The sequence below is a fragment of the Bradyrhizobium quebecense genome, from assembly GCF_013373795.3.
Classification (GTDB): Bacteria; Pseudomonadota; Alphaproteobacteria; order Rhizobiales; family Xanthobacteraceae; genus Bradyrhizobium; species Bradyrhizobium quebecense.
In genome coordinates, this window is sequence record NZ_CP088022.1 from 1398792 (window position 1) to 1422865 (window position 24074).

Annotated in this window: 21 protein-coding genes and 1 pseudogene; 15 read left to right on the forward strand and 7 right to left on the reverse strand. The window is 64.9% G+C overall.

Translation table 11 applies throughout. The annotated features are described in order from the left end of the window. Positions 1-77: 77 nt before the first annotated feature. Positions 78-773 (reverse strand): GntR family transcriptional regulator, encoded by a 696-nt coding sequence (locus tag HU230_RS06510; RefSeq protein ID WP_050387017.1) that lies wholly within the window; start codon positions 771-773, stop codon positions 78-80. Positions 774-990: 217 nt separating this feature from the next. Between HU230_RS06510 and HU230_RS06515 the strand changes: the two genes are divergently transcribed. From HU230_RS06515 to HU230_RS06540, 6 genes are all read left to right on the forward strand, one after another. Then, positions 991-3120 carry an acetate--CoA ligase family protein gene (locus HU230_RS06515; protein ID WP_176532411.1) on the forward strand — a complete coding sequence of 710 codons (2130 nt, stop codon included), beginning with the start codon at positions 991-993 and terminating at the stop codon, positions 3118-3120. A 271-nt stretch (positions 3121-3391) separates the two neighbouring features. Beyond that, entirely contained in the window at positions 3392-4189 is a 798-nt protein-coding gene (locus tag HU230_RS06520; protein WP_176532410.1) for a sterol desaturase family protein, read from the forward strand. Next, complete coding sequence (locus HU230_RS06525) at positions 4176-4553, forward strand: hypothetical protein (protein ID WP_176532409.1); 378 nt, start codon at positions 4176-4178, stop codon at positions 4551-4553. The genes HU230_RS06520 and HU230_RS06525 overlap by 14 nt, the downstream gene beginning before the upstream one ends. A 12-nt stretch (positions 4554-4565) precedes the next feature. Beyond that, positions 4566-4763 (forward strand): hypothetical protein, encoded by a 198-nt coding sequence (locus HU230_RS06530; RefSeq protein ID WP_024579640.1) that lies wholly within the window; start codon positions 4566-4568, stop codon positions 4761-4763. A gap of 28 nt (positions 4764-4791) precedes the next feature. Continuing rightward, complete coding sequence (locus HU230_RS06535; protein WP_224943065.1) at positions 4792-5100, forward strand: DUF6166 domain-containing protein; 309 nt, start codon at positions 4792-4794, stop codon at positions 5098-5100. A gap of 36 nt (positions 5101-5136) precedes the next feature. Continuing rightward, the gene (locus HU230_RS06540; protein WP_176532407.1) at positions 5137-6246 is read left to right on the forward strand and encodes a Zn-dependent alcohol dehydrogenase; all 1110 of its coding nucleotides are present in this window, start codon (positions 5137-5139) and stop codon (positions 6244-6246) included. 4 nt (positions 6247-6250) lie between these two features. Here HU230_RS06540 and HU230_RS06545 read toward each other — a convergent pair whose 3' ends face one another. Together HU230_RS06545 and HU230_RS06550 are read right to left on the reverse strand one after the other, a co-directional pair. Continuing rightward, positions 6251-7006 (reverse strand): GntR family transcriptional regulator, encoded by a 756-nt coding sequence (locus HU230_RS06545; RefSeq protein WP_176532406.1) that lies wholly within the window; start codon positions 7004-7006, stop codon positions 6251-6253. A 116-nt stretch (positions 7007-7122) separates the two neighbouring features. Then, positions 7123-8535 (reverse strand): MFS transporter, encoded by a 1413-nt coding sequence (locus HU230_RS06550; protein ID WP_176532405.1) that lies wholly within the window; start codon positions 8533-8535, stop codon positions 7123-7125. A gap of 365 nt (positions 8536-8900) precedes the next feature. On the opposite strand from HU230_RS06550, the gene HU230_RS06555 reads away from it, so the two are divergent. The 4 genes from HU230_RS06555 to HU230_RS06570 all read left to right on the forward strand — a co-directional run bounded on the left by HU230_RS06555 (position 8901) and on the right by HU230_RS06570 (position 12093). Then, complete coding sequence (locus tag HU230_RS06555; RefSeq protein WP_176532404.1) at positions 8901-9308, forward strand: hypothetical protein; 408 nt, start codon at positions 8901-8903, stop codon at positions 9306-9308. 152 nt (positions 9309-9460) lie between these two features. Next, entirely contained in the window at positions 9461-10243 is a 783-nt protein-coding gene (locus HU230_RS06560; protein ID WP_092125288.1) for an NYN domain-containing protein, read from the forward strand. A 217-nt stretch (positions 10244-10460) separates the two neighbouring features. Continuing rightward, positions 10461-10850, forward strand: coding sequence for a DUF1236 domain-containing protein (locus tag HU230_RS06565; RefSeq protein ID WP_163160259.1), 390 nt, complete (start codon positions 10461-10463; stop codon positions 10848-10850). A gap of 181 nt (positions 10851-11031) precedes the next feature. Next, positions 11032-12093, forward strand: coding sequence for a ketopantoate reductase family protein (locus tag HU230_RS06570; protein WP_176532403.1), 1062 nt, complete (start codon positions 11032-11034; stop codon positions 12091-12093). Positions 12094-12229: 136 nt separating this feature from the next. Here HU230_RS06570 and HU230_RS06575 read toward each other — a convergent pair whose 3' ends face one another. Then, on the reverse strand, positions 12230-12832 hold the full coding sequence (locus HU230_RS06575; RefSeq protein ID WP_176532402.1) for a thiamine pyrophosphate-dependent enzyme: 603 nt from the start codon (positions 12830-12832) through the stop codon (positions 12230-12232). An 8-nt stretch (positions 12833-12840) separates the two neighbouring features. Beyond that, positions 12841-13416, reverse strand: coding sequence for a thiamine pyrophosphate-binding protein (locus HU230_RS06580; RefSeq protein ID WP_176532401.1), 576 nt, complete (start codon positions 13414-13416; stop codon positions 12841-12843). A gap of 186 nt (positions 13417-13602) precedes the next feature. On the opposite strand from HU230_RS06580, the gene HU230_RS06585 reads away from it, so the two are divergent. The 4 genes and pseudogenes from HU230_RS06585 to HU230_RS06600 all read left to right on the forward strand — a co-directional run bounded on the left by HU230_RS06585 (position 13603) and on the right by HU230_RS06600 (position 17461). Further along, positions 13603-14568, forward strand: a complete 966-nt coding sequence (locus HU230_RS06585) for a Bug family tripartite tricarboxylate transporter substrate binding protein (protein ID WP_176532400.1) — start codon at positions 13603-13605, stop codon at positions 14566-14568. Between the two features lie 4 nt (positions 14569-14572). Then, positions 14573-15469: an amidohydrolase family protein gene (locus tag HU230_RS06590; RefSeq protein WP_176532399.1), complete on the forward strand. Its 897-nt coding sequence runs from the start codon at positions 14573-14575 to the stop codon at positions 15467-15469. 15 nt (positions 15470-15484) lie between these two features. Then, positions 15485-16534 (forward strand): annotated as a pseudogene (locus tag HU230_RS06595) (hydroxyacid dehydrogenase). Positions 16535-17245: 711 nt separating this feature from the next. Next, entirely contained in the window at positions 17246-17461 is a 216-nt protein-coding gene (locus HU230_RS06600) for a hypothetical protein (protein WP_176532398.1), read from the forward strand. Between the two features lie 87 nt (positions 17462-17548). Here HU230_RS06600 and ilvD read toward each other — a convergent pair whose 3' ends face one another. Beyond that, complete coding sequence (ilvD, locus tag HU230_RS06605; RefSeq protein ID WP_176532397.1) at positions 17549-19393, reverse strand: dihydroxy-acid dehydratase; 1845 nt, start codon at positions 19391-19393, stop codon at positions 17549-17551. 308 nt (positions 19394-19701) lie between these two features. Between ilvD and HU230_RS06610 the strand changes: the two genes are divergently transcribed. After that, positions 19702-22953: an adenylate/guanylate cyclase domain-containing protein gene (locus tag HU230_RS06610; RefSeq protein ID WP_176532396.1), complete on the forward strand. Its 3252-nt coding sequence runs from the start codon at positions 19702-19704 to the stop codon at positions 22951-22953. A 224-nt stretch (positions 22954-23177) separates the two neighbouring features. Here the strand turns inward: HU230_RS06610 and HU230_RS06615 are convergent, their stop codons facing one another. After that, a complete protein-coding gene (locus HU230_RS06615; protein ID WP_176532395.1) occupies positions 23178-24071 on the reverse strand; it encodes an MBL fold metallo-hydrolase in 894 nt (297 codons plus the stop codon). Between the last annotated feature and the right edge of the window lie 3 nt (positions 24072-24074).

Sequence of the window (24074 nt, forward strand, 5' to 3'; positions counted from 1 at the left end):
TCCCTGATCGTTCTTTGTTCGGACGATCTGATCGTCGTCTGAAGCGGGTGTGGACTCTCAAACTTACGTGATCGGTTCTACGTGAATAATTCTTGGCCGTGCGCCTCGACATAGGCGGCGAGGCCGAGCGTGTGATCGCGGGCACGCTTTTCGGCGAGCTCGGTGTCGCGCGCTTCCAGTGCCTCGATGATCCCGAGATGCTCGGGCAGCGAGGTCGCGGTGCGGTCCTTGCGGCCGATCGTGAGCTGGCGATAGCCGCGCACATGCAGCAGCAGGTCATTGGTGAGATCGACCAGGACAGGTGATTCCGACAGCGAGATCAGCGCCTGGTGGAAGGCGATGTTGGCCTTGGAATATTCCTCGACGTGATCCTGCGGCAGGCGGTCGTCGCTGAAGTCCTTGAAGAAGTCGCGCAGCGCCGAGATGTCCTTCTTGCGCGCGGTGGTCGTGATCAGGCGCGCCGCCATGCTCTCCAGCGCTGCCCAGGCGCGGATCATGTCGACGATCTCCGCCTTGGTGCGGCGGACCACGACGATGCCGCGGCGCGGCACGGTCTTTACGAATCCGTCCTGCTCGAGCATCGCGATCGCTTCGCGGATCGGCGTGCGGCTGACGCCGAGACGCTCGGACAATGCGCGCTCGTCGAGCATCACCGGCTCCGGCGTCGCGTAGATGTCCATCTTCAGAATCGCTTCTTTCAAGGCCTCATAGGCCTTGTTCTTGAAGCTCGTCTCCGGCGCGATCCGGACGATGGCGATATCTGTGTCAGCCATGGTGGGTGACGCCTTGGTCTGTTTCGGTTCTGGCACGACTCGTCTCCTCCTCTTGGAGACGTCTTCTTAGCAGAAGAAAGTACCTTAGATTTTTGGCATGCCAAATACCATAATGTCAAGCTGCCCATATTTTTCGGTATTTTTGCACGTCGACCGACCTTGACAATTACGTTTTTGGCATACCAAATGCCACGAAATCTGTCCCAGGAGGAAGCCAATGTCAAATTCGAAGGATGCGGTCCGCAAAATTCTCGATGCGGTCAGGGCCGACAAGCGCACGAGCCTCACCGCGCCCGAAGGCAAGGTGGTCTGCGACGCCTACGGCATTCCGGTGCCGAAGGAAGGCGTCGCCAAGTCGGCCGCCGAGGCCGCCCGGATCGCCACCGACATGGGCTTCCCGGTGGTGATGAAGATCGTCTCGCCCGACATCCTCCACAAGACCGAGGCCGGCGGCGTCGTGGTCGGCGTCAAGAGCGCCGCGGACGCCGAGAAGAGCTACGAGACGATTCTGGCCAACGCCAAGAAGTACAAGGCCGATGCCAAGATCGAGGGCATCCAGGTCCAGCAGATGCTGGGCGGCGGCACCGAGGTGATCGTCGGTTCGATCACCGATGGTTCGTTCGGCAAGCTGGTCGCCTTCGGCCTCGGCGGCGTGCTGGTCGAAATCCTCAAGGACATCACCTTCCGCCTCGCGCCCGCGACCAAGGACGATGCGCTGTCGATGCTCGACGGCATCCAGGCGCATGAGATGCTGAAGGGCGTCCGCGGCGGCGAGCCGGTCAACCGCGAGGCGCTCGCCGATGTCATCGTCAAGGTGTCGCAGCTGGTCAGCGATTTCCCCGAGATCGTCGAGCTCGACCTCAATCCGGTGTTCGCGACCAGCAAGAACGCGATCGCCGCCGACGTCCGAATCGTCGTCGACTTCGACTACAAGCCGCGTCCAGCCCCGCGCCCGACCGAGGAAATCGTCGCCGCAATGAGCCGCATCATGCAGCCGAAGGGCGTTGCGGTGATCGGCGCCTCCGCCGAGGACGGCAAGATCGGCAACTCCGTGATGAAGAACCTCATCAACGGCGGCTACAAGGGCGAGATCTATCCGATCCACCCGAAGGCCGAGGAGATCCTCGGCTACAAGGCCTACAAGAGCGTCAAGGACGTGCCCGGCGTGATCGACACGGCGGTGTTTGCGATCCCGGCGAAATTCGTCGCCGGCGCGCTCGTCGAATGCGGCGAGAAGAAAATCCCCGGCGCGGTGCTGATTCCCTCGGGCTTTGCCGAAGCCGGCGCGCCCGAATTGCAGGCCGAGATCGTCGAGGTCGGCAAGAAATACAACATCCGCCTGATGGGGCCGAACATCTACGGCTTCTACTATACCCCGGCCAACCTCTGCGCCACATTCTGCACCGCCTATGACGTCAAGGGCCACGCGGCGCTGTCGTCGCAGTCGGGCGGCATCGGCATGGCGATCATCGGCTTCTCGCGCTCGGCCAAGATGGGCGTGTCGGCGATCGTCGGCCTCGGCAACAAGTCCGACATCGACGAGGACGATCTGCTCGCCTTCTTCGAGCAGGATCCCAACACCAATTTGATCGCACAGCACTGCGAGGACCTGAAGGACGGCCGTGCCTTCGCCGAGGCCGCCAAACGCGTCTCCAAGAAGAAGCCGGTGGTCGTGCTGAAGGCCGGCCGCACTTCGGCCGGCGCGAAAGCGGCGTCGTCGCACACCGGCGCGCTCGCCGGCAACGACAAGATCTACGAGGACGTGTTCAAGCAGTCCGGCGTGATCCGCGCGCGCTCGCTCCGGCAGCTGCTCGAGTTCGCCCGCGGCGTGCCGGTGCTGCCGACGCCGAAGGGCGAGAACGTCCTGATCATCACCGGCGCCGGCGGCTCCGGCGTGCTGCTCTCCGACTCTGTCGTCGACAACGGCCTGTCGCTGATGCAGATGCCGCCGGATCTCGATGCGGCGTTCCGCAAGTTCATCCCGCCGTTCGGCGCGGCTGGAAATCCTGTGGATATCACCGGCGGCGAGCCGCCGATCACCTACGTCAACACCGTGAAGCTCGGTCTCTCCGACGAGCGCATCCACGCGCTGATCCTCGGCTACTGGCACACCATCGTGACGCCGCCGATGGTGTTCGCGCGCAACATGGTCGAAGTGAAGAAGGAGATGGAGGCCAAGGGCTTCGTGAAGCCGATCGTCGCCTCGCTCGCCGGCGACGTCGAGGTCGAGGAAGCCGCCGAGTATCTCTACCAGAACGGCATTCCGGCCTACGCCTATTCGACCGAGCTGCCGGTCGAGGTGCTGGGCGCCAAGTACAAATGGGCCCGCGGCGCGGGACTGCTCTGATCGTCTGATCTGCCGAACACCAGAGGCCGCCTCGGACATTGTCCGGGGCGGCTTTTTATTGGGGCGCTCCCATCTGGGCCTTTGCCGGTGATGGAGGGGGAAGGGCGGCATCAGCCCGATCGTTCGGAATCAGCCCGGGCTTTCCTGCTCCGCCTTGCGCCGGTTCCGCGCGCCATCCCTTTTTTCTCGACCGCGTCTTGCCCGTCAAGGCAGCTTGCCTTTCGCGACTGATGTGCTACTGATATGTCAGATAATGACGGAGGACGCTGCGATGGAGTTGGCTGCAACAGGGATGACCGACCGCCAGCGCAAATATCGCGCGACCTACCGCGAGCGCGTGGTGGGCTGGTACAATGGCTGGCTGCACGTCGTGCTGATCTACACGATCGGCTTCACGGCGCTGTACGTCTACCTGGCCAATGTGCACGACGTGAAATGGTGGGAATACCTCACCATTCCGGCGGTGTTCCTGATTGCGAATTTCTTCGAATGGGCGGTGCATCGCTTCGTCATGCACCGGCCCTCGAACGTGCCCTTGCTGCGCGCGATCTACAGCCGCCACACCCTGATGCACCATCAGTTCTTCACCGAGGAGGAAATGCGCTTCGCCGACCATCACGACTGGCGCGTCACCTTCTTCCCGCCCTATGCGCTCGTCGTGTTCACCCTGATGTCGATCCCGCCGGCGATCGTCGCCGGTCTCGTGATCTCGGCCAATACCGGCTGGCTGCTGATCACCACGACGACGTCGATGTACCTGATCTACGAATTCATGCACTTCTGCTGCCACGTCGAGGAAAATGCCTTCGTGCGCAACATGCCGTTCGTCAACACCATCCGCCGGCATCATAGCGCCCATCACAACCAGTCGATCATGATGGAGCGGAACATGAACCTGACCTTTCCGGTGATGGACTATGTGTTCGGCACCTCCGATCTCAATCGCGGCCTGCTTGGCCACATCTTCAACGGCTACAGCACGCGCTATGTGAAGACCGACATGCGGCGCACGGCGCGGACGCCGCGGGTCGTGGTGAAGGAGCAATCGGTGCCGCATGCCGCAGCTTGAACCCAATCTCGCCGGCCTCGCCTGGTTCGGCCTGCTGTGGAGCGTGTGCTGCATCGGCTTCCTGCAGCTGGCCGGGATGTATCCGCTGCGCGGACGCGCCGTTCTGCCGGTGACGATGACGACCGCATTATGGGCGATGTTGCTCGCCGGCACGCTGGCATTCGCCCTGATCGAGCTGCGCTGGACCACCGTCGTTGTGGTGGGCGGTGTGCTGTTCCTGTTCCTGCCTGGGCTGTTTCAAGCGCTGCCGGACTGGTGGCGCGACGGACGCGCGGGATTGCGGCTGTCCTGCTGCGCCATGATCGCGGCGCTGGCGCTGCTGGTCGGCGTGGCTGCACCGTCGTTTCACATCTGGATGACCTGAAGGGAGGTCTCGATGCCAAGCCACATCAAGCTCATGCTGTCGCTGGCGTGCCTCGCCACGGCGGCCTGCGGATATTTTTTCATGGTCTATCTCGGACAGCAGGGACCGAGCTACGCGGTCGCCTTCCTTGGCGTATTCGCCACGGTCGCGATGTGGATCTTCCCCGAGGTCGTCAAGAAGGACCTCAAGATGCGTCCGCCGGGATCCTGATATGATGCTGCAGCACAGGGAGACTCCGATGGCGAGCTATGCCGGGGACCGCACCATCGACGGCATTTCCGTGCTGGTCGACGGCGAGCCGCTGTCACCGCATTACGACCAGCTTCGGCTCACCGAGCACGGCTTTGAATGGAGCTACGAGGGGCCCGAGCCGGCACAACTGGCCTTCGCGCTGCTCTATGATCATCTGCACGACGCGGCCGCGGCGAAGGCGCTGTACGAGAGCTTCATGCGGCGCATCGTCGCCAATTTCGGCAATGAATGGGAGCTCTCCTCGGCCGATCTCGACGAGGCGGTCACGGCACTGCGATCCGGACGAACGGGCTGACCCCACGCGGATTTCTCCGCCGGAGAATTCTTTGAGATGACCCTGACCTGTCGCGCGGCGGTGCTGCATCGAAGCGGAACGCCGCTCTCCATCGAGCGCATTTCGCTTGCTGCACCGATGCCGACCGACGTCGTGGTGAAGGTGCGTGCCGCGGGGCTCTGCCACACCGATCTGGAGGTAATCGACGGATCGCTGCGCTATCCCTTGCCGATGATCCTAGGGCACGAGGCGGCCGGCGTGGTCGAGCAGGTCGGCAGCGCGGTGCACGACGTGCGCGCCGGCGACCACGTGATCCTGTCCTGGAATCCGCATTGCGGGCACTGCTTTCACTGCGATCGCGCGCAGCCGATCCTGTGCGAGAGCTATCTCGCCAGGGGCGCGGAGGGCGTGCATTTCGACGGCGCGTCGAAGGCGCAGCTCGCGGGCGGCGGCAGCCTGGCCCACCTGATGTTCCTCGGCGCGTTCTCGGAATACCTCGTGCTGCCGGCGCAGCAGGCGATCGTCGTGCCCAGGGACATTCCGTTCGATCGTGCGTGCCTGATCGGCTGCGGCGTCATGACCGGCGTTGGGGCCGCGCTGAACGTCGCCGCCATCGGCCATGGCGATACCGTGATGGTCACCGGCTGCGGCGCGGTTGGGCTGGCAGCGGTGCAGGGCGCCCGGCTCGCTGGCGCCGGTGCGATCATCGCGGTCGACCTCGACGATGCAAAGCTTGCGCTGGCGCGGCAAGTCGGCGCGACGCAAGTCGTCAACGCGGCGCGCGAGGACCCGGTCCAGTTCGCCAAGGAGGCGACGCGCGGGCGGGGCGCCGACGTCATCCTCGAGGCGGCGGGCCATCCCAAGGCGTTTCGGCAGACCGCGGAGGCGGTGCGGCCGGGCGGCGAGGTGATCTGGCTCGGCAAGATCGACGTCACGCAGGACGTGGGTTTCCGCTGGGGCGCGTTGATGGGGGAGAAGCGATTTCGCCGCTCGAGCTACGGCGGCGCGCGGCCACGGCGCGACTTCCCGTTGCTGGCGCAGGCCTATCTCGACGGCCAGCTCAAGCTCGACGAGCTGATCACCGGCCGCTGCAGCCTCGACGGCATCAATGACGGCTTCGAGGCGTTGCGGGGCGGCCGCTCGATCCGCACGGTCGTCGAACTTTGAGGGATTACAGCGTCGAACGCGCAAAGCTTTCGATGTAGTCGATCAGGCTGTCGGAGGCCGCGCCGGCGGCGTCGACGCGGCGCTCCGCGACGGCTTCGGCGACGTCGGCATGCAGCCGCGCCGCGAGCGGCAGGTCGGCCGCCTCCTTGTAATGCTGGTACCAGAATCGGCGCGACAGGCCGTGCATCAGGCCCATGGCGCGGGTGGCGAACTCGTTGCGCGACGCGGCCGAGATCAATGTGTTGAACTGGTGATCCAGCCGCATGAACAGCAGATCGTCGGATTTTTCCGCCGCGCGGCGCATGCCGGCGGCGATCTCGGAGAATTGCGCGCGCTGCTCGCTGGTGGCGCGCTCGGCGGCGCCGCGCGCCATCAGCCGTTCCAGCTCGCGGCGGACTTCGAGCAGGCGGAGCTGGGCCCGCAGGTCGATCTCGGACACCAGCACGCCGCGACGGGCCAGGATGTTGACGAGGCCATCGCGCGACAGCCGCTGCAGCGCCTCGCGGATCGGGGTGCGGCCGATGTCGAGCCGCTTGGCGAGCACGAGCTCGGACAGCGCGGTGCCGGGCGGCAGTTGCAGCGTCACGATCAGCTCTTCCAGCTCGGCATAGGCGCGATCGGTGAGGGTGACGTCGCCTTGCGGGAGACGGGCCTGCGCGGCAGCGCGCGGCTTGGCGGCGGCGGACGATGGCCGCGCCGGCCGGCGGTTTCCTGCTGCGCGGGCGCGCACCGTGCTGGATCGCTTGTTCGAATCTGCCATCGGGATCTTGAGTGCTGCTGTACAGCAGATATCTCACACGCCCCGCTGGCAGTGACAAGGCCGCTCGACGGGCGCTACACCGAATCCGGCCGCGTGCAGCGAACAGCGGCGCATCATCAGTGCGAAATGCTCTCCAGCGTCCGGCCGCGGGTTTCCTCGCCGAGCAACAGCACCGCCAGCGCCGCCACCACGAACGCGCCGGCGCCCAGCGCGAACACGCCGCTCTGCCCTGCCGCAGGCAGGATCACGCCGATCACATAGGGGCCGATCAGCGAACCGATTCGGCCGATCGCGGAGGCAAAACCGGTTCCGGTGGCGCGGACATGGGTCGGGTACAGTTCAGGCGTATAGGCGTAGAGCGCCGACCACATGCCGAACAGGAAGAACTGCATGCAGAGGCCGGCAATGATGAGCTGGGTCTGGTCCGCCGCCGAGCCGTAGAAGTGGCAGGCGATCGCGCCGCAGAGCAGGTTCATCACCAGCGTCGCCTTTCGACCCCAGGATTCGACGAGCCACGCCGAGACCAGGAAGCTGGGGATGCCCGCGAGCGAGATCAGGATGGTGTAGAACACCGACTTGGTGATCGGGAATCCCTTGGCCTGCAGCAGCGCGCCGAGCCAGGTGGTCAGACCGTAGAAGCCGAGCAGGGCGAAGAACCACAAGGTCCACAACATCGCGGTCCGCTTGGCGTAAATGCCCGAAAACAGCGTCCTCAGGCCGGTCACTTCCGACGCGGGTGCGGCCGCCTGGCGCACCACCGGCGGCAGCTCCTTGCTGCCGAGACGATCGCGGACCCTGCTTTCGATGTCGCGCACGGTCGCTTCGGCCCGCTCGGAATAGCCGTGGGAAGCGAGCCAGCGCGGCGATTCCGGAACGTAGCGTCGCACCACGAGCACGAAGACGGCCGGGATCGCCTGCATGATGAAGACCCAGCGCCAGTCGGCGGCCTGCAGCACGAAGTAGGTCAACAGGCCCGACGCGATGAAGCCGAGCGGCCAGAACCCTTCGAGGAACGCGATGTAGCGGCCGCGGTTGCGGGCCGGCATGATCTCCGAGACCATCGACTGCGCGACAGGAAACTCCATGCCCATGCCGAAGCCGAGCAGTAGGCGGGAAGCGCCTAGCGCGGTCGCCGTCGTCGAGAGACCGCAGCACAGGCTGCCCAAGCCCCAGAAGATCATGCTGACCTGGAAGACGCGGGCGCGGCCGAAACGGTCGGCCAGCAGGCCCGCGGACGCGGCGCCTATGAACATGCCGAGGAAGCTCATGCTGGACAGCAGCCCGGCTTCCGCCGTCGACAGGCCGAAGGTCTGGCGGATCGAGCCGAGCACGAAAGTCAGCGCGGCCAGGTCCATGCTGTCGAAGAACCATGCGGTTGCGATGATACCGAAGATCCATCGCTGATAGGAGGTCAGCGGCAGGCGTTCGAGCCGTGCCGCGATGTCGGCGACCTGCTGCGCCTGCGCGGTGCGCGCGACGGCGGCCGGAGCCCGGCTTCCGGCCGCTGCGGTGACGTCGGAAATGGTCATTGCTGTCCTCCCCAGATGGACGTTGCCGGGCTCTTGTCGGCCCTGTTTCATAAAATGTCACACGGATAGCAGTGATATGTCAATTGATGATCACGTGCGAACTGGCGGGAGCGAGCCGGCCTCCGCGCCGGACAGGGCCGGGGACAAATCGGCGCGCGGCGCGGGCCTGCTGTGATCCGATCGACGTTCGATGCCGCTTCGGACATCTTCCGAAGCGGCATCAAAGCCCGGTTAACGGCATCCGAGAAATCGGGGCGTGTCCGATAATCCGGCTTTAATGGGGGCCGACTAAAGGTCTTTGGTTGCGACGTACCGGATGCCTGGAGGTATCCGATATTGGGTCCGGAGGAGGCGTTTTCCCCATCATGTCAGTTCAGGTCGATTTGGATTTTGCGAGCGACGATCGCGCACGGGCGCAGATCGGCGCGGCGGTGAGCTATCTGCTCAGGGACGCGACCGGTGCCGCGCGTGAGCATGCCGTCGAGATGATTGTCGAGATGGTGCGCGATGTCGCAAGCCGGCCGGCCGGTCTCGAAGCGGCGTCCCTTCAGCCGCTCATGAGCGGCGTCACCTATCGGGATTTTGTGATCGATGCCTACCGGCGCGATGTCGATCGCTGGCGCGCGACCATCCGCCGGTCGAACGGCAAGAAGATCCGGATCGCGTCTCCGCCGTCGGTGCGCGACGAGGCAACGACGACAGCGGATGCGATCACCGCGGAGAAGGCCATCGAGTTCGCGAGGCGCGCGATCGATTTGGGCGAGGTGCTCTGACCACACCGCCCGAGGGTGCTTTCGCCGCGAAAGTCCCGGCGATGCCACCGACCCTATGCTTGGGACGCGCGATGTGCTCCGATGCGACGGCTGCGTCGGTTCCGGAGCCGTCAGCGGAATCTTGATCCATCCCATCCCAGCAGAGAGAAGCCATGCCTTCCGAACTCCGTTCGCCCCGTCTGGCGGTCCTGATCGACGCCGACAATGCATCTGCAAGGATCGCCGATGGGCTGTTCGAGGAGATCGCCAAGATCGGCGAGGCCAGCGTACGCCGCATCTATGGCGACTTCTCCAATCCGAGGTCCAAGGGCTGGGCCGACATTCTGTCCAAGCACGCCATCATCCCGCAGCAGCAATTCGCCTATACGACCGGCAAGAATGCATCCGACATCACCCTGGTGATCGACGCGATGGACCTGCTGCACAGCGGCCGGTTCGATGGCTTTTGCCTGGTGTCGTCGGACAGCGATTTCACCCGGCTTGCCGCCCGCATCCGCGAGCACGGCATCGACGTGTTCGGGTTCGGCGAGCAGAAGACGCCGGAGAGTTTTCGGCAGGCCTGCCGCAGGTTCGTCTATACCGAGAATTTGCGCGGCGGGGTGACGAGCAATCAGGACGCCGCGGTACGCGCCCAGCCGTTGCAGCCGCCGGACGCCGCCACGCCCATCCTCAAGAAGGTGATCGGCCAGATGGCCAGCGAGGACGGCTGGGTGACGCTTGGCGAGGTCGGACGGCAGCTGGCCAATCTGGCGTCGGATTTCGATCAAAGGACGTACGGCTTCCGCACCCTGAGCGAGCTGGTGCGCAGGACGAATGCGTTCGAGATCGAACAGCCCAAGGGCGGGACGACGCGAATCCGCATCAAGCAGGTGGCTGCACCGCCGCCAAGACGGCGAACGCCAAGACGACGAGCCGATCAAAAGCCGCCGGAATGAACGGCGCGCAGCGCGCTCCTGCCCTGAACCATCCCTGAATCTGAACCAATGATGAATACGACTTCGGGCATGATCCGGAGCAGCGTTTTCGCTTGTGCTGGAACCGCAGCGAGTTGCTGCGGAACTGGAATTTGCGCGCAAGTTGCCGCGTTGGAACTGGAACGTCTCGTTCCCTGCGATGTTGAAGGGGCGTCTCATAGCTCGGAGGAGGAGAATCATGAACAAGCGTTTTGCCGTGTCCCTTGTCGCCGCTGCGTCGCTGCTCGCGTCCGGCTCGGCGTTCGCGCAGTCAACGACCGCGGCGGGCGCCGCGAACGGTGCGCGGACCGGTGGCGAGATCGCCGGTCCGGTTGGCGAGATCGTCGGCGGCACGGTTGGTGCTGCGGTCGGCGCCGGCCTCGAGATTCCGAACGCGGTGATCACGTCGATCCCGCGCGACGAGCCGTCGGTCGTGGTGCGCGAGCGCGTCGTGGTCGGCGAGCCGCTGCCCGACACCGTCGTGCTTCGTCCGGTGCCGCGCTACACCGAATATCGCTACGCGGTCGTCAATGATCGCCGCGTGATCGTCGAGCCGCGCACCCGCCGGGTCGTCAAGATCATCGACTAATCGCGCTGATATTTCCAACTGCAAAAATCCTCGCGGGCTCATCGCTCGCGGGGATTTTCGCATGGCACGGGCCCGCTTTTTTCATGAGGTGCCTGGTTGGCCTGCCGGCCCGATCCCCTAGACTGGTCCGCAATAAGCGGGCGCAGCCAGCGGCCGCCTCAATCAAGAGCAGGGTGGAAACATGGGTCGGAAGATCGCGATCGTCGGCGCGGGTGCGGTCGGCGGCTATGCCGGAGCGCATATGGTGCAGGCGGGTGAGGACGTCACCTTCATCGATCCCTGGCCCGAGCATGTCGCGCACATGCGCAAGCACGGATTGCGCGTCACGCACGCGATGGATGTCCCCGAGTTCTCGGTGCCGGTGCGCGCGCTTGATGTCACCGACGCGCAGCAGCTGGCGAAAGAGAAGCCGGTCGACATCGCCTTCGTCTGCATGAAGTCCTACGACACGGCTTGGGCGACCATGCTGATCCGGCAATATCTGGCGGCTGACGGCTACGTCGTGTCGCTGCAGAACTGCATGAATGAGGAAACCATCGCCGGCATCGTCGGCTGGGGCAAGACGCTCGGCTGCATCGCGAGCAGCATCACCGTCAATCTGCCCGAGCCCGGCCATATCCACCGCGGCGCCGGCAAGGGTGGGGCGGCGCATACCGTGTTTCGCGCCGGCGAGGTGCATGGCCGTATCACCGCGCGGGCGGAGGAGGTTTGCCGGCTCGTCGGCTATTCCGACAGCGCCAAGGTGACTGGCAATCTCTGGGGCGAGCGCTGGTCCAAGCTCGTCGCCAACGTGATAGGCAACGGGCTCTCGGCCTGCACGGGCCTAGCCGGCGGCGAGGTGCTGCAAAGCGAACCGCTGCGCCGCTTCTCGACGCGGCTCGGCAGCGAGGCGATCCGCGTCGGCCAGGCGCAGGGCTATCAGCTGGAAGAGATCCTGCATCTGCCGCCGGAGACGATCGCGCGCGCCGGCGAGGGCGACGAGGCCGCGGCGCGCGCCTGCGACGAGCAGCGCTTCAAGGATGCCAAACGCACCTCATCGGCGCAGCGCCCCTCGATGGGCCAGGACATGCAGAAGGGCCGCCGCACCGAGATCGAATTCCTCAACGGCTTTGTGGTGCGCGAGGGCCAGAAGCTCGGCCTCGCCTGCAATGCCAACGCCGCGCTGACCGACATCGTCAAGCGCGTCGAGCGCGGCGAGCTTGCGCCGGATCCCCGGCACATCACCGAGTTGCGGCTGAATTGAGGGCGAACGCCTTAGGGTCGATTGCCGTCATTGCGAGGAGCGAAGCGACGAAGCAATCCATCTTTCGGCGCATGCGGAGAGATGGATTGCTTCGCTACGCTCGCAATGACGGGCGGGGATGTCGCGGCAGATTGCCCTATAGCAGCTGCCTGACTCCCATCCCGTGCATGAATCGCTCGCGGATCTGCACGGGGTCACGGCGGGTGGTGCCGGTGCCGGGCTTGTCGTCGATGCGGACGCCGATCAGGGTCGGGCCGGCGGCCTGTTTCGACTGCTCGATCAGCCGCTCGAAATCGTCCTCGTCGGCGGCCCATGAGCTGTTCGCGATCCCGCTGGCGAGCGCGACCGCGACGATGTCGGTATGAACAGCCGCCGGCGTCGGCTGCGCGCCCGTGATCTGGTAGATGCCGTTGTCCATCACCACCATGGTGAGATTCTTCGGCGCCAAGGTCGCGATGGTCGAGAGACAGCCGAGCTGCATCAGCAGCGAGCCGTCGCCTTCCAGCGCGAACACGCGGCGCTTCGGCTGCGCCAGTGCGACGCCGAGCGCGATCGGGAACGCCAGCCCCATGCTGCCCAGCATGTAGAAGTTCTGCGGGCGGTGGCCGGCGGCCCAGAGATCGAAATTGGTGTTGCCGATGCCGCCGATCACGGCCTCGTCCTTCAGCCCGGCGACGAGGCGCTGGGTGAGATCGAAGCGGTTCATCACCTTGGTGTTGCGCGCTTGTGTGCTGGTCATGGCTGATCTCACTTGTCGAAGGTCTTGCCGCCGGTCAGCAGCGGCGAGAGGATCAGCGCCACCGGCGCTTGGGTGGTGATCGCCTGCTTGATCGAGCGGTCGGCGATGAATTCGAGCTCGTCGAGCCGGGTGATGGTGTGATGTTCCATCGCCAGCGAATCCAGCACCGGGCGCATGGTGCGGCAGACCAGCGCCTGGCCGTAATTGAACTCTCCGAGCGTGCCGCGCTCGGAGACGAACATAATCAACGGGATCTGGTAGGGCACCGCGAGCGAGGCCAGCACGTTGGCGAGCGTGGCAAAGCCCGAGGTCTGCATCAGCACCGCGCCGCGCGTGCCCGCCATCCAGGCGCCCGAGACGATGCCGACGGCCTCTTCCTCGCGCGCGGTCGGAAACGTCGTGAAATACGGATCGGCGTGCAGGTCCTTGATCAGCGTGGTCAGCACCCGGTCGGGCACATAGGGCACCAGCTTGATCTCGTTCCGCTTCAGCGTCTGCAGCACGATGCCGTGCCAGGTGGTCGCCGCATCCTGGGACTTTTCCTTGGCTTTATCCTTGGACGAGGCTTGTTCCGCGGCCGCCATCCTGTTCTCCCTCTCGCGCGACGCTGATGATCGCTTGCGCCATGAAACTTGACGCGGTGCATGTGATTGTCAACATGTCGCGGCCGCAACGCGATCTGCGCAATTCGGCCATCGCAGCGCCGAACCGGCGTGCGATACAGGCGGTAACGATCGAGGGACGGAACGATCAAGGGACGGGAGGCGTCGATGGCCGGATGGGTCTGGCGGACCGCCATTGCGGCAGCGGCCACGGTCGTGGCCGGCCTTGCGTCCGCGCAGCCATACCCGGCAAAGGCCGTTCATATTCTCGTCCCATATCCGCCCGGCGGCGGCGTCGACGTGCTGACGCGGACGCTGGCCGAAGCCGTGTCGAAAGCCTGGACGCAGTCGATCGTGGTCGAGAACCGGCCGGGCGCCGGCGGGGTGATCGCCTCGCAGGCGATCGTGAGCTCCGCGCCCGATGGCTACAATCTGATCATGGTGGCGAGCGGCCACGCCACCAATCCGTTCCTCTATCCCAAGCTGCCGTACGACACGTTCAAGGATTTTTCGCCGATCTCGCTGCTGGCGTCATCGCCTAACGTGCTGCTGGTGCGCGCGGACTCGCCGTACAAGTCGGTCAGCGACGTCATCGCCGAGGCGAAGGCGAAACCCGGCAGCCTGTCGTTCGCCCATGCTGGCAACGGCACCTCGACCCATCTGGCCGGCGAGCTGCTCAACAGCCTCGCGAAGATCGATCTCAACGCCATCCCCTACAAGGGCGGCGCGCCCGCGATCAACGATCTGCTCGGTGGACAGATTCCGATGTCGTTCAACAACGGGCCGGAATCGGTCGGGCAGTTGCAGGCCGGCACGGTCCGCGCGCTGGCGGTGACGACGGGCTCGCGTGCGCCGTTCTTGCCGGACGTGCCCAGCATGTCGGAGGCCGTGCCGGGCTACGACACCGAGGTGTGGTGGGGCCTGCTCGGACCCGGCAACATGCCCGCCGATCTCGTCGCAAAGATCTCGCATGATTTCGTCGCGGCGGTGAATATGGATGCCGTGAAGGAGCGTCTCGGCAAGCTCGGCGCGATTCCGATCGGCTCAGCGCCGGACCAGTTCGCGGCCAAGATCAAGGCCGACTACGATAAATGGGGGCCGATCATCAAGGCCGCCGGCATGAAGGCGGAGTAGGAAGATGGCTGCGTCCGAGATCCCCGCCTGCCTGCCGCCGCGTCCGGTGACGCCGCCGCGAGAGAAGCTGCCGCCAAAGGCCTGCGATACGCATGCGCATGTATTCGGCCCGGCGGACCGCTTCCCCTATGCCGGCGATCGCAGCTACACGCCGCCGGACGCGCCGCTCGCGACCTATCTCGGCATGCTCGATGCGCTGGGTTTCACCCGCGGCGTGCTGGTGCAGGGCAGTGCGCATGGCCACGACAATTCGGCGATGCTGGATGCGTTGCAGCGCGAGCCGGCGCGGCTGCGCGGCGTCGCGGTGGCCGATGCCGATGTGGCGGCGGGCACGCTGCGGCAATGGCATGTGCTCGGCGTCCGCGGCTTGCGCTTCAACCATTTCTTCCGCGGCGGACAGTTGCACTATCGCGGCGGCATTCCGCTCGGCGTCGCCGAGACGCACGCGGGCGTGATGGCCGAACTCGGCTGGCATCTGCAGCTCTGGATCGACGTGAAGGATTTGCCTGACACGCTCCCGACACTGAAGGCGCTGGGCCTGCCGATCGTGGTCGACCACATGGGCCGCACGGATGCCGCCGCCGGGATCAACACCGCGGGCTTTCAGAGCCTGCTGCGCGCGGTCGGCGAGGGCTGGTGCTGGGCCAAGCTCTCGGGCGCGCATCGCCTGAGCCGGCGGGCGCCCGATTATCCGGACGCGCGGCCGTTCCACGAGGCGCTGGTATCAGCCAACTCCGAACAGCTGGTGTGGGGCGGCGACTGGCCGCATCCGCGCGTCGAGGGCGAAATGCCCGACGCCGGTCATCTGCTGACACTGTTCCAGGAATGGACGCCGGACGCCGCGACCCGCCACCGCATCCTCGTCGACAATCCCGCACGACTCTATGGCTTCCCAAACTGAAAGCTGCCCGAAGACATGACCGTCAACAACAAGCGCGTGTTCTACGTCAAATACCTCGCCCACGAGATCTACGTCGACATCCTGAAGAAACGGCCGGATGTCCGGCTCGACCGTCTGGAGAACGAGACGCCGGAAGCGGCGTTCGCGCCGGTTCTCGCCGATGCGCATGCCTACCAGATCGGCGCCGCCCGCGATGAGCTGGCGCCGCATTTCCATGCCCATGCCGAGCTGTTGAAGCGCGCGCCGAACCTGTTGATCGTCTCCTCGAACGGTGCCGGCTTCGATCCGGTCGACGTCGATGCCTGCACGGCGGCGGGCGTGCTCGTGGTCAACCAGTCCGGCGGCAACGCCAACTCGGTCGCCGAGCACGCGCTCGGCATGATGCTGACGCTGTCGAAACGCATCATTTAGTCCGATCGCAGGCTGCGGCGCGAGGCCAACGTCAACCGCAACGACCTGATCGGCAACGAGCTGAACGAGAAGACCGTCGGCATCGTCGGCCTCGGCAATGTCGGCCGCCGCATCGCCGAGCTGTGCAAGGGCCTCCTGCACATGAAGGTGATCGCCTACGATCCCTATCTCACGGCGGAGGAGATGGCGAAGCGGGGCGGGGAGAAGGTCGAGCTCGACGATCTCCTGCGTCGCGCGGACTTCGTCTCGATCTCGTGTCCGCTGGACGGCAACAGCCGGGGCATGATCGGCGCACGCGAATTCGCGCTGATGCAGCCGCACGCCTATTTCGTCACCACCGCGCGCGGCTTCATCCACGACGAGAAGGCATTGGAAGAGGCATTGCGCGAAAAACGCATCGCCGGCGCCGGCCTCGATGTCTGGGCCAAGGAACCGCCGCCGCCGGATCATCCGCTGCTGCAGTTCGACAACGTGCTGGCGAGCCCGCACACCGCCGGCGTCACCCGCGAGGCGCGCATCAACATGGGCCGGATCGCGGCCGAGCAGATCCTCGACGCCCTCGACGGCAGGCGCCCGCCGCGCATCATCAATCCCGAGGTCTGGCCGGTTTACGCCAGAAGGTTCGAGAGGGCGTTCGGGTTCATGCCGGGGTAGGTCGACGATCATTGCTGTCAACGATGAAGTCAGCCAGGTGAGGTGAGCACGCTGGTCAGGCCCCCCTTGCGGGGGCCGCGGCTGAGCGCGGCCAAAATATCGAAAACAACCCCATGCAAAGAAGCTGACGGCTTGCCGGCGGTTCGACCAGGCAACTTGACGCGTCGGGCAATTCAGGGGTACATTTCCAATATTCAGAAATCGTGGAAGCGCCAGGCCTTGCGGGGAGAGATACCGCAAGGGCGGAGGGAACTGTCCGCCGGTGCGCGCCTCACGCAAATGGCCAGTTGTGCGAGTGTTGTTGCGTGCGCAAAAACACCGAAGAAAATCTCCTTCGCCGTCAGCCCGATTGCGGCAACAAATCCACTGCCAAGCGACTGTCCGGCAACGCGTCCGTTGTTATTTCCCCTGGGATATCGACGGCTTAGCTCGAAATCGCCATCTTCCGTGTGTGCCCGACCATTCCGGGCACGGAAGGAAGAAGTGTCATGCGACAGGTCCAGTCACTGCTCCGCAACGCGCCCGCCCGGATCGGCCGCCGTCTTGCGCAGATCGTCGCGATCGCTGCCGCCAGCCTGCCGCAGGCCGGCGCGTAGTTTTCCACCCGCAGCGAAGCGCCGCATCCGTGCGCGCGAAATTAACTCACTCCCATTTCGCGTTAGTGCTAACGTGGTACCCCCAGGCTCTGCCGGCGCAGCAGGGGAGGGTTCCATGTCACGTTTCGTCGTTCAGTTCATGAAGGACGTGCTCGGCGGCAACGGCCGCCAGCGCGAGGTTTGCCAGGGCGAACTCGAGGTCGACGCCTCAAGCGAAGGCCAGGCCACCGAAATGGCCAAGCTCAAATTCTGTCAGGAACAGGCGCTCTGCGACTGGTCACTGCACGCCGACCGCATCCGGATCGAAGCGGCCGACTTGCAAGTGACCTGATGTGTCCAGAGCCCCGTTCCAGTTGAATCGCAACGGGACTCTGGACTTTTGTTTTGAGGCGTTTTCGCTCGAAAACGCTTGGGCCGACTACTCCGGCAGGATGCGCACGGCACCCTTCGCCGCGCTGCTTGCGAACGCCGCATAGGCCTTCAGCGCGGTCGAGACGGCGCGCTTGCGCGGCGCGGCCGGCTTCCACGCCGCATTGCCCTTGGCTTCCATCTCCGCGCGGCGGCGCTTGAGCTCGGCATCGTCGACCTTGAGGTTGACTTTGCGGTTCGGGATGTCGAACTCGATGATGTCGCCTTCCTCGACGAGGCCGATCAGGCCGCCTTCGGCGGCTTCCGGCGAGACATGGCCAATCGACAGGCCGGACGATCCGCCGGAGAAGCGGCCGTCGGTGATCAGCGCGCAGGCCTTGCCGAGGCCCTTCGACTTCAGATAGCTGGTCGGATAGAGCATCTCCTGCATGCCCGGGCCGCCGCGCGGACCTTCATAGCGGATCAGCACGACATCGCCGGCCTTGACCTTGTTGCCGAGGATGGCTTCGACCGAAGCATCCTGGCTCTCGAAGATGCGGGCCGGGCCCGAGAACTTCAGGATGCTCTGATCGACGCCGGCGGTCTTCACGATGCAGCCGTCCTCGGCGAGGTTGCCGAACAGCACCGCGAGACCGCCGTCCTTGGAATAGGCGTGCTCGGCGTTGCGGATGACGCCCTCGGCGCGATCGACATCGACGTCGTCGAAGCGGCGGTCCTGGCTGAAGGCTTCCTGGGTCGGCACGCCGCCCGGCGCGGCGCGGTAGAAGTTGCGCACCTTGTCGCTTGATGTCCGCACCACGTCCCAGCGGTTCAGCGCGTCGTCGAGCGTCGCGGCATGCACGGTCGGTCCGTCGGTCGTGAGCAGCCTGGCGCGGTCGAGTTCGCCGAGGATCGCCATGATGCCGCCGGCGTGATGCACGTCCTCCATGTGGACGTCCTGCACCGACGGCGCCACCTTGCACAGCACCGGGACCTTGCGCGACAGCCGGTCGATATCGGCCATCGTGAACGGCACCTCGCCCTCGCGCGCGGCGGCGAGCAGATGCAGCACGGTGTTGGTGGAGCCGCCCATCGCGATGTCGAGCGTCATCGCGTTCTCGAACGACTTGAAGTTCGCGATGTTGCGCGGCAGCACCTTGGCGTCGTCCTGCTCATAGTAGCGGCGGGCGAGATCGACGATCAGATGGCCGGCCTCAACGAACAGGCTCTTACGGTCGGCATGCGTCGCCAGCACCGAGCCGTTGCCGGGCAGCGCGAGGCCGAGCGCCTCGGTCAGGCAGTTCATCGAATTCGCGGTGAACATGCCGGAGCAGGAGCCGCAGGTCGGGCAGGCCGAGCGCTCGATCACCTCGACCTCTTCGTCCGACACGTTGGAGTCGGCGGCGGCCACCATCGCATCGATCAGGTCGACCGCCCGCTTCTTGCCCTTGAGCAGGATCTTGCCGGATTCCATCGGGCCGCCCGAGACGAACACGGTCGGGATGTTGAGGCGCAGCGTCGCCATCAGCATGCCGGGGGTGATCTTGTCGCAGTTGGAGATACAGACCATCGCGTCGGCGCAATGCGCGTTGACCATGTATTCGACGCTGTCGGCGATCAATTCGCGCGAGGGGAGGCTGTAGAGCATGCCGTCATGGCCCATCGCGATGCCGTCATCGACCGCAATGGTGTTGAATTCCTTGGCGACGCCGCCGGCCTTCTCGATCTCGCGCGCGACGAGCTGGCCGAGGTTCTGCAGATGCACATGCCCGGGTACGAACTGGGTGAAGGAGTTGACCACCGCGATGATCGGCTTGCCGAAATCCTCGTTCTTCATGCCGGTGGCGCGCCACAGGCCGCGAGCACCCGCCATGTTGCGGCCGTGGGTGGTTGTGCGGGAGCGATAGGCGGGCATCGTAAATCCTTCTCAAATCCTTGGGCTACGGGCGCTTTTTAAGGGAGATGGCAGCCCTTATGCCCGCCCGTGGAGGCGGATTCAAGCGCGGAACCGCATGGCTGAACCCCGCTATTTGACCTCGATCCCGGCCTCCCGGGCGATCGCCTTCCACTCGCGGCCCCAAGGCAGAAGTCTCGTAACCAGCAGTGGCTTTCGCGGGAGCAGCGGTGGGCTTCCCTCGCTGAAAGTCTCAACTTGCCCTTCGTCACTCCCCGCTTGATCCCCCCGCAACGCCAAGCCAAACTGTGTCGCGGGTTGAGGATCGAATGCAGCGCATCGAAGAATGGCTTGAGAAGTTGGGCATGCCTGCCTACGCCCAGCGGTTTCTTGACAATCGCATCGATCTCACCGTCTTGGGGGATCTGAACGATCAAGACCTCAGGGAGCTCGGCGTCGTCCTTGGCGATCGCAAGAAGATGCTGCGTGCGATTCGCGAACTCCACGTCCCTGGGAGCCTCGTATCCCCTGCCGCCTCGCCGGAACCCATCGATGCCGCCGAGCGGCGCCAGTTGACCGTCATGTTCTGCGATCTCGTCGGCTCGACGGCGCTATCCACGCAGCTCGATCCGGAGGACTTGCGGAAGATTATCGGCGCATACCACCGGACCTGCGCAGCAGTCGTCGAACAGAACGGCGGGTTCGTCGCAAAATATATGGGCGATGGCGTGCTGGTCTATTTCGGCTACCCACATGCCCACGAGCATGATGCCGAACACGCCGTGCAGGCCGCACTTGCCCTGGTTGACGCGGTCGCGAAACTCGACACGGCGGCGCCGGGTCGGTTGGAGGTGCGCGTCGGGATCGCAACGGGACTGGTCGTTGTTGGGGATATTGTCGGATCCGGAGAGTCGCAAGAGCGCGGGGTCGTCGGCGAAACTCCCAACCTAGCGGCGCGCCTGCAGGCGGTGGCCGGGCCCGGAATGGTAGTGATCGCCGACGCGACGCGGCGATTGGTCGGTGACCTGTTCCTGCTGACCAGCCTCGGGGCACAACATCTCAAGGGCCTCGCCGGCCCGGTCCAGGCCTGGGCCGTCGACGGCAGGAATGCGATCGATGGCCGCTTCGAAGCGTTGCATGGTCGCGGCCTGGGAGCCCTCATCGCACGTGAGTCCGAATGCGCGTCGCTGCAGCGGAGCTGGTCCAAGGCGAGGACAGGCCAGGGCCAAGTCGTTCTCGTTTCCGGTGAGGCGGGCATCGGTAAATCGCGGCTGGTAACGGCCATTCTGGAGCAGGTCGCCGCAGGCGCGCCAACACAGCTGCGCTACTACTGCTCTCCACAGCACACCAGCACTGAACTTTACCCGATCGTCAGGCAGACGGAGCGGCGCGCGAACTTCATGCGCGATGATGGTCTGGAGGCCAAGCTTGACAAGCTCGGCGCCATGCTTGGCTCCGCGTCCATCTTGCATAAGGCGCTGCTTGCCGACCTGCTTGAACTCGCCAATGACGGCCGCTATCCCGCCCATGACCTGACGCCACCGCAGCGCCGTCAAAATACGCTCGAAGCCATTGTGACGGAAATCCAGAGTCTGGCGCGCTCCGGACCCGTCCTTATCGTTTTCGAGGACTTGCACTGGATCGATCCGACCAGCCTTGAATTGCTTGGCCGGCTCGTTGACGCAATTGCCGCGCTTCCAGTGCTGCTGGTTGCAACATTTAGAACCGAATTCGTGCCGCCCTGGACCTCGCGATCTCACGTCGCGGCGATGACGATCGCACGGCTAAGTGCGCAGGAAACAGAGGCGATCATCAACGACGTGGTCGGAGAAAGGCTCCTTCCTGCGCATATCCGCAAGGAAATCGTCGATCGTGCCGATAGGGTACCGTTGTTTGTGCAAGAGATGACCAAAGCGGTGCTGGAGGCGGGCACGGAAGCAGGAATCGTCGGAGCGGTACCGGCCGCAGCGAGCTCGGTGCCAGCTACCCTGCACGCATCGCTAATGGCCCGGCTGGACCGGCTCGGTCCGGCCAAGGAAGTAGCGCAAATGGCGGCCGTGATCGGCCGCGAATTCAGCCATGCGTTGCTGGCCTCGATCGTGCCGTTGACCGATCCGGAGTTGAGCCATTCGCTTGCTCGTCTCGTCGGCGCGGGCTTGCTGTTTCGCCAGGGCGAGCCACCCGATGCAAACTACCTCTTCAACCACGCACTGGTTCAGGAAGCTGCCTATGGGACGCTGTTGCGCGAGAAGCGTCGCGCTCTTCATGCCACCCTTGCCCAGTCCATCGAACTTGATTTCGCAGAGCTGGCCGATAGCCGGCCGGAAGTACTGGCCCGGCATTGCACCGAAGCCGGCCTGTTCGACAAGGCCGCCTGGCTGTGGAGCAAGGCGGGGCGGCGCTCTCTTTCACGATCGGCATTGGTCGAAGCGGCGGAGCAACTCGCTCGCGCGCTGAGCTCGCTGGCTGCGTTGCCTGTGACCGCGGCGCTGCGCCGCGAACAGATCACGCTGCAAATCGAGCTCGCCAATGCTCTGATCCACACCAAAGGCCACGCAGCCGCCGAGACAAGGGCGGCATTCGATCAGGCGCGCGCCTTGATGGAGCATGCGGAGAAGTTGGGAGAGACGACGGACGATCCTCTGCTGCTGTTTGCTGTGCTCTATGGCTTCTGGGTTGCAAGTCGCATGTCATTCCGCGCCGATGTGACGCGAGAGCTCGCCGCGCAATTCCAGGCACTCGCCAGCCAGCGGCAGGAAAAAACGCCCGTCATGATCGGGCATCTATTGATGGGAATTTCCCTGGTCCTCGCCGGGGACCTCGCCGTCGGCTCCGTCGAACTCGATCGCGCCGTTGCCCTGTATGATGGCGTCGAGCACCGCCCGCTCGCGATGCGATTTGGCCATGATGTTCTTGTGTCTGCGTTGTCATGGCGAGCCTTTTCGCAGTGGGCGCTTGGTCGCAGCGAGGCCGCGGCGGCTGACGCGGAACGCGCGCTCCGCGAAGCCCGCGAGTTCGGCCATGCCGCTACGTTGATGTATGCGCTCTCTCACGTTTCGCTTACGTTGATCTACAGGGGTGAGCTCGCCGCGGCAGCCGGGCTCGCTGACGAGCTCATACGGCTGGCAGGCGACAAGGGATCCGTGTTCTGGAATTCCTATGGCGTCCTGTTGCGCGGCCGGGTGCTCTCACTCGAGGGACAGGACCACGCTGCCGCAGAGATGATTGAGGCAGGTATTTCGGCGATGCGATCCACCGGAGCAACAGCGTACGCTCCTTGGTATCTCAGCATTCTGGGTGCGGCATTTGCGCGGATCGGACGGCTCGATGATGCACGGCGATGCACCGAAGACGCTTTGCTGAAAGTCAGGGAAAGCGGCGAGGCTTGGCAGGAGGCGGAAGCCCACCGCATAGCCGGAGAGGTGACGCTGGCCCTTGAACCGCCGAACGTCCCGCAAGCCAAAGCTCATTTTGAACGGTCACTCGCCGTTGCCCGACATCAGATGGCCAAACCCTTTGAGCCGGGGTCGATCGCAGGCTTGGAATCGCTCCGCGGGCGGCAAGGCCGCACACGGAGCTAGTCGCACCGTCAGAAGGGGGTGGTGCTGTTGGCTCTACCTGGACATCTGATGTGGTCCCCGGTATGCGCCGCTAACGGAGGCGCAGCGGTCTTAGAGCGTTTTCGAGCGAAGTGGACACCGGTTCGCGTGAAGAAAACGCGTCAAAACAAGAATCTAGAGCTTCGGTTCTGATTCAATCAGAACCGAAAATGCTCTAGGCTGTGCGGGTTCATGAGTACCCGTGCTCAATCCTCGAACCTGAACCTGAAGGCCTCGCCATGTCGGACCACGCGGCCTGCGGTCGGGGCGGGGAAGTGCCCGGTCAGCAGATAGCTCGGCGTATCCGCCAATTCCTCCAGCAGCGTCACGCGGGTGGCGAGCGCCGCCGCGGGATCGACATCGGCGGCATTCGACAGCCACGGCTCCGCGCACTGGATCGGATGATGGATCACGTCGCCTGACATCACGGCATGGTCGCCACGGCCGTTGAGGTGGATCTGCATGTTGCCGGCGGTGTGGCCCGGCGCCGGCGCAAAGCGCAGGCCCGCGTCGCGGTCGTCGAACAGCAGGTGATCGGTCTCGACGAATTCGGCCTGTCCGGCCGCGACGACCGGCAGCACCGAATCCTCGAACGAGCCGTGATTGACCGGCGTCGGCGGGTTCGCCCGGTGCGCGGCCTCCCAGTGCCGAAACTCGGCGCGTCCCATCAGATAGCGTGCTTTCGGAAAGGTCGGCACCCAGCGCCCGTTGATCAGTCGCGTATTCCAGCCGACATGGTCGACATGCAGATGCGTGCACATCACGAAGTCGACCTGTTCGGGCCGCACACCGAGCGCGGCCATGTTTTCCAGATAGGGCTGGTTGAGATTGTTCCAGGCCGGCACGCGCGGACGTGGCTTGTGATTGCCGCAGCAGGTGTCGACGACAGCGGTCCAGCGCGGCGTCCGTACCAGATAGGAGTGGTGGCTCAGGATGAAGCGGCCGGTCTCCGGCTCGATATAGCGGTGATCGAGCCAGCTCCGGTTCGCGGCGATCACCTCGTCCGTGACATTGGCGAACAGCCATGTCTTGTCGAAGGCGAGCGAGGGGATTTCGACCAGCCGGTCGATCCGCATGCTGCCGATCGTGATCTGGCGCATGCG

Excerpts from the sequence above, each read along its gene's own strand:
- HU230_RS06555 (WP_176532404.1), top strand. The coding sequence starts at position 8,901 with ATGTCAGTTCAGGTCGATTTGGATTTTGCGAGCGACGATCGCGCACGG.
- HU230_RS06585 (WP_176532400.1), top strand. The coding sequence starts at position 13,603 with ATGGCCGGATGGGTCTGGCGGACCGCCATTGCGGCAGCGGCCACGGTC.
- HU230_RS06570 (WP_176532403.1), top strand. The coding sequence starts at position 11,032 with ATGGGTCGGAAGATCGCGATCGTCGGCGCGGGTGCGGTCGGCGGCTAT.
- HU230_RS06565 (WP_163160259.1), top strand. The coding sequence starts at position 10,461 with ATGAACAAGCGTTTTGCCGTGTCCCTTGTCGCCGCTGCGTCGCTGCTC.
- HU230_RS06550 (WP_176532405.1), bottom strand. The coding sequence starts at position 8,535 with ATGACCATTTCCGACGTCACCGCAGCGGCCGGAAGCCGGGCTCCGGCC.
- ilvD (WP_176532397.1), bottom strand. The coding sequence starts at position 19,393 with ATGCCCGCCTATCGCTCCCGCACAACCACCCACGGCCGCAACATGGCG.
- HU230_RS06560 (WP_092125288.1), top strand. The coding sequence starts at position 9,461 with ATGCCTTCCGAACTCCGTTCGCCCCGTCTGGCGGTCCTGATCGACGCC.
- HU230_RS06600 (WP_176532398.1), top strand. The coding sequence starts at position 17,246 with ATGTCACGTTTCGTCGTTCAGTTCATGAAGGACGTGCTCGGCGGCAAC.
- HU230_RS06580 (WP_176532401.1), bottom strand. The coding sequence starts at position 13,416 with ATGGCGGCCGCGGAACAAGCCTCGTCCAAGGATAAAGCCAAGGAAAAG.
- HU230_RS06515 (WP_176532411.1), top strand. The coding sequence starts at position 991 with ATGTCAAATTCGAAGGATGCGGTCCGCAAAATTCTCGATGCGGTCAGG.
- HU230_RS06575 (WP_176532402.1), bottom strand. The coding sequence starts at position 12,832 with ATGACCAGCACACAAGCGCGCAACACCAAGGTGATGAACCGCTTCGAT.
- HU230_RS06610 (WP_176532396.1), top strand. The coding sequence starts at position 19,702 with ATGCAGCGCATCGAAGAATGGCTTGAGAAGTTGGGCATGCCTGCCTAC.
- HU230_RS06615 (WP_176532395.1), bottom strand. The coding sequence starts at position 24,071 with ATGCGCCAGATCACGATCGGCAGCATGCGGATCGACCGGCTGGTCGAA.
- HU230_RS06525 (WP_176532409.1), top strand. The coding sequence starts at position 4,176 with ATGCCGCAGCTTGAACCCAATCTCGCCGGCCTCGCCTGGTTCGGCCTG.
- HU230_RS06520 (WP_176532410.1), top strand. The coding sequence starts at position 3,392 with ATGGAGTTGGCTGCAACAGGGATGACCGACCGCCAGCGCAAATATCGC.
- HU230_RS06535 (WP_224943065.1), top strand. The coding sequence starts at position 4,792 with ATGGCGAGCTATGCCGGGGACCGCACCATCGACGGCATTTCCGTGCTG.
- HU230_RS06530 (WP_024579640.1), top strand. The coding sequence starts at position 4,566 with ATGCCAAGCCACATCAAGCTCATGCTGTCGCTGGCGTGCCTCGCCACG.
- HU230_RS06540 (WP_176532407.1), top strand. The coding sequence starts at position 5,137 with ATGACCCTGACCTGTCGCGCGGCGGTGCTGCATCGAAGCGGAACGCCG.
- HU230_RS06590 (WP_176532399.1), top strand. The coding sequence starts at position 14,573 with ATGGCTGCGTCCGAGATCCCCGCCTGCCTGCCGCCGCGTCCGGTGACG.
- HU230_RS06510 (WP_050387017.1), bottom strand. The coding sequence starts at position 773 with ATGGCTGACACAGATATCGCCATCGTCCGGATCGCGCCGGAGACGAGC.
- HU230_RS06545 (WP_176532406.1), bottom strand. The coding sequence starts at position 7,006 with ATGGCAGATTCGAACAAGCGATCCAGCACGGTGCGCGCCCGCGCAGCA.